The sequence below is a fragment of the Mesorhizobium sp. M7D.F.Ca.US.004.03.1.1 genome (genome assembly GCF_003998635.1).
GTDB lineage: Bacteria > Pseudomonadota > Alphaproteobacteria > Rhizobiales > Rhizobiaceae > Mesorhizobium > Mesorhizobium loti.
Genome location: NZ_RZQG01000575.1, coordinates 1 through 3,934, shown reverse-complemented (window position 1 = coordinate 3,934; position 3,934 = coordinate 1). Strand labels below are relative to the sequence as shown.

At 59.5% G+C, this 3,934-nt stretch carries 3 protein-coding genes and 2 pseudogenes; 3 read left to right on the top strand and 2 right to left on the bottom strand.

The features are described 5' to 3' along the window. Positions 1-568: pseudogene (locus EN935_RS25685) on the bottom strand (hypothetical protein); the annotation flags it as partial. 182 nt (positions 569-750) lie between these two features. Here EN935_RS25685 and panB point away from each other — a divergent pair. From panB to pmtA, 3 genes and pseudogenes are all read left to right on the top strand, one after another. Further along, positions 751-1,564 (top strand): annotated as a pseudogene (gene panB / locus EN935_RS25680) (3-methyl-2-oxobutanoate hydroxymethyltransferase); the annotation flags it as partial. A 31-nt stretch (positions 1,565-1,595) separates the two neighbouring features. Next, a complete protein-coding gene (gene panC, locus EN935_RS25675; protein ID WP_127265839.1) occupies positions 1,596-2,486 on the top strand; it encodes a pantoate--beta-alanine ligase in 891 nt (296 codons plus the stop codon). A gap of 76 nt (positions 2,487-2,562) precedes the next feature. After that, positions 2,563-3,159 (top strand): phospholipid N-methyltransferase PmtA, encoded by a 597-nt coding sequence (gene pmtA, locus EN935_RS25670; RefSeq protein ID WP_127265837.1) that lies wholly within the window; start codon positions 2,563-2,565, stop codon positions 3,157-3,159. A gap of 441 nt (positions 3,160-3,600) precedes the next feature. Here the strand turns inward: pmtA and EN935_RS25665 are convergent. Continuing rightward, a partial coding sequence (locus tag EN935_RS25665) for a hypothetical protein (RefSeq protein WP_127373739.1) occupies positions 3,601-3,934 on the bottom strand: 334 nt, incomplete at its 5' end.

Sequence of the window (3,934 nt, the reverse complement as noted above, 5' to 3'; positions counted from 1 at the left end):
GTTCGTAGCGCTGCAGCGCGAATTCTTCATTCCATGATCGGTCGTCAAAGCCGAAGGCGACCGCCGCACGGCGCCGGCGATCGAACCGCGTGGCGGGGTCGTCAGCGCCATCCGCCCATTCCCTCAGGCGCGGCCGCAGATGTTCCACCACTACCGTGGGCGTGCCGGAGCGATGATCCTCCCATGGAAAATAGTCGTACCAGCTTGCCCAGCAGCGCTTGGCCGAGGCGCGTGCCTCTTCTTCTCGCGTGAGCGCGAGGTAGCTGATCGAGATTACACGCTCCTCGGCGCCGATCCGGTCGCGATCGGCGAAGGTGTAGAGCTGTTCGATGTAGCCAAGCGGCTGGCCGGTCTGTTGCTCCACCCATCCCCTGAGGCCCGACTGAAGCGAACGGTGAGCCAGCTCAAAAGGGCCCGACGGCAATGCGTTTGCCTGCGCTATGGTGAGTACGCAAGGGTGGCTGTTGTTCACGGCGACGACGACAGCGATCAAGTCCGCTTTGACGTCGTCGTTCGCCTTACCTCCAGCTCTACCTTTCCTGGTTCCCTTCGCCGCCTGATCGACCATGATCCCTGAACTGGTTGGGCGCAACTCCGCTGCGGAAGCGGCTGAACCGATTTAGTTTGGTTTTCCACAATAACCATCGGTGCGTCAACATCACACCCGGAGGCAATTTAGCTCTTCGCACCTGCACAAAAGTATGCCAAACGCGACACCCACGGTTGGTAACGTAGGGGAAGGAGTCTTCGTTGAGTGCGGTTGCTGAGACCAAGGCGATCACACCGCCGGATATTCGTTTGCGGAAAGGTAGAACGCCGCTCGTCTGCTTGACGGCGTATACCACGCCGATCGCAAAGCTCGTTGATCGGCAATGTGACATTGTTCTGGTCGGCGACAGCGTCGGCATGGTGCTCCACGGCATGCCGTCGACGCTGGGCGTAACGCTGGAGATGATGGTGATGCACGCTCAGGCCGTGCGCCGTGGCCTGGAGCAGGCCCTGATGGTCGTCGACATGCCGTTCGGCTCCTACGAGGAAGGTCCTGAGCAGGCCTTTCGCAACGCGGCAAGGCTTATGGCCGAGACCGGCTGCGCGGGAGTCAAGCTCGAAGGCGGCGACGCAATGGCCGAGACGATCCGCTTTCTCGCTGGGCGCGGCGTGCCGGTCATGGGACATGTCGGCTTGACGCCGCAGGTGGTCAATACCTTCGGCGGCTATCGCGTGCAGGGCAGGGGCGAGGAGGATGCGGAGCGCATCCGCAGCGATGCCCTCGCGGTGGCCGAGGCCGGTGCCTTCGCGGTGGTGCTGGAGAAGGTCCCCGAGGCGCTCGCGCGCCGCATCACCGGAGAGGTAGCGATCCCGACCATCGGTATCGGCGCCTCGGCGGCCTGTGACGGGCAGATCCTCGTCGTCGACGACATGTTGGGCATATTCGGCGACTTCCGGCCCAAATTCGTCAAGCGATATGCCGAACTCGGTGAGATCGCCGAGGCGGCGATCGCGGCTTACGCTCAGGAAGTGCGCGAACCGCAGCTTTCCAGCGGACGAGCATGTCTTCGCCGATGCGACAAGACGGTCAATGGTGGAGAAGCAGCATGAGCGTTCCAATCGCACGAACCGTCGCCGAGTTGCGCACTGCTGTCGCGGCATGGCGTCAGAATGCCTTGAAAGTCGCTGTCGTGCCAACCATGGGTGCCTTGCATGAAGGCCATCTGAGCCTGGTACGTGCCGCACTCGCCAAGGCCGACCGAGTTATCGTGACGCTGTTTGTCAACCCAAAACAGTTCAACAACTCTAACGATCTCGCGGCCTACCCGCGCACCGAGCATGACGATGCCGCCAAGCTCGCTCCTCTCGGCGCTCATCTGCTCTACGCGCCGAATGCGGCGGACGTATATCCGGAAGGCTTCGCCACCACGGTATCGGTGAGCGGGGTGAGCAAGGGGCTGTGCGGGGCGTTCCGTCCCGGCCATTTCGACGGGGTGGCAACCGTCGTCGCCAAGCTCTTTCTCCAGACGCGCGCTGATCTCGCCTTCTTTGGCGAGAAGGATTTCCAGCAACTGCACGTCGTTCGCCGGCTCGTGCGCGATCTCGACATTCCGATCGAGATTGTCGCCTGTCCGACGGTGCGTGAAGCTGACGGCCTGGCGATGTCGTCGCGCAATGTAGGGCTCTCGGCCGAACAGCGCCTGGCAGCGCCTAAGCTCCCCGAAGTCCTGTCCGCCTCGGCCGCGCAGCTGTCAGCGAGAGCGCCAGTACAGCTTGTACTGGCCGAGGCAAGGCAAGCGATCCTCGCCGCCGGTTACGACGAAGTCGAGTATCTCGAACTGAGGGCTGACGACGACCTGTCGCCGCTCACGGCCGCAGACCGGCCTGCACGCCTGATTGCCACTGCTTGGCTCGGCGGTACGCGGCTTATCGATAACGTCGGCGTTCTGCCCGGGCAGCGCAAAGGCGAGCTGCTCGCGGCAGCCAATGCCGCATGATTGAAAATGTCGCAAGGGTTGTACCCAGGTGCCTCATGAAAATGACCCCGACAAATGGCCGGAGCAGAGAGTGGATATGGTTTTTCGATCAAAGGAGCGCCTTGGCAGGAAGTTTGAAGAAGAAGTACAATTCTTCAAGGGCTGGCAAAAGGATAAGAAACGTGTGGGCGCGCTCATGCCAACGTCCGTGCACGCCGCGCGTCGTATGGCAAGCGTCATTAACCCGGCCTCGGGAATGCCGGTTCTTGAACTTGGCGCCGGAACCGGCGTCATCACCAAGGCCATCCTCGAAAGGGGCATCAAGCCGCATCAACTGATTTCGGTCGAGTATTCCAAAGATTTCTATCATCGTCTCACGCGACGCTTTCCAGGCGTGGATTTTCGATTGGGCGATGCGTTTGCACTGGGCGAAGTGCTGGCCGAACGGCGCGGGGAACAATTCGATTGCGTCATAAGCGCGGTGCCGCTCTTGAGCTTTCCAATGGAACAGCGTGTTGGCCTGCTTGAGGATTTGCTGGCCCGCATTCCCGCTGGCAGACCGATGATTCAAATCACCTACGGACCTTTGTCGCCGGTTGTCAGAATGCCCGACCGCTACCTCGTGTCTCACTATGATTTCGTCGTCCGCAACATACCGCCCGCACAGCTCTGGACTTACCGACGAGCAGTCTGACTGCGACTCGAACGCTCTTCTGCAACGCTTGCTGCCTTTGTGATATTGCATGCCCTTGTCGAATAGGCCGAACGAGTGCGAGCGCCTACAACTGGAGTTTCGTCTGGACGCCGGCTCCAAGAATTGCAGCAATGGACTGCAATATAACTCTCAAGTTCCATAAGATAGATTATGCGACTTTCACAAGTGTAGGTTAACATTTCTTCACATTTCAACGTATTGGCAGCACTTTATCCAAGTCTTTCCGATTATCATCGATAGAGATACGATCAGCTTCTAACAGTCAATCCTACTTTAAGTCTCAGATCGACAGATAGATGTTGGATGGCCGCATCTCACCGTCTGATTAAAACTCGGCGGTCGACTACGGACTCTTCTTCCACCGGTGTCCCAAGTTAGACTATATCGGCCTTCGCTAGCTCGCGTCCCCTCTCGGTGCACTCACTTATGCGGCATGCAATAGACGCCCTCGGATTCCATCAGTACCGCGCCACCCTTCAACTCGCTGAGTGCGCCGGCCCACGCTTGCGAATAAGTGCGGCTGGCATCCACGGCCGTCAGCCAAAGAACGCGATTGTCGGCCAATTCAACTTTAACTTCCTGCTGCAAAGGACTCCCCTGCACGGTCTGTTGATAGTGGCGTTTGATCCTGACATTGCTGGCCGGAAACTCGGCTTCGTTGCTGCCGTAGTTCAGCACAAATCCAGTGTGGTCCTCAGCCACCGAACAACTGCCATCGCGCTCGCATACGATTTTGGCTGCGGTCTTGCAGTCC

What these genes read in the sequence shown, in the direction of transcription:
- panC (WP_127265839.1), top strand. Translation starts at nt 1,596, where the DNA reads ATGAGCGTTCCAATCGCACGAACCGTCGCCGAGTTGCGCACTGCTGTC.
- pmtA (WP_127265837.1), top strand. Translation starts at nt 2,563, where the DNA reads ATGGTTTTTCGATCAAAGGAGCGCCTTGGCAGGAAGTTTGAAGAAGAA.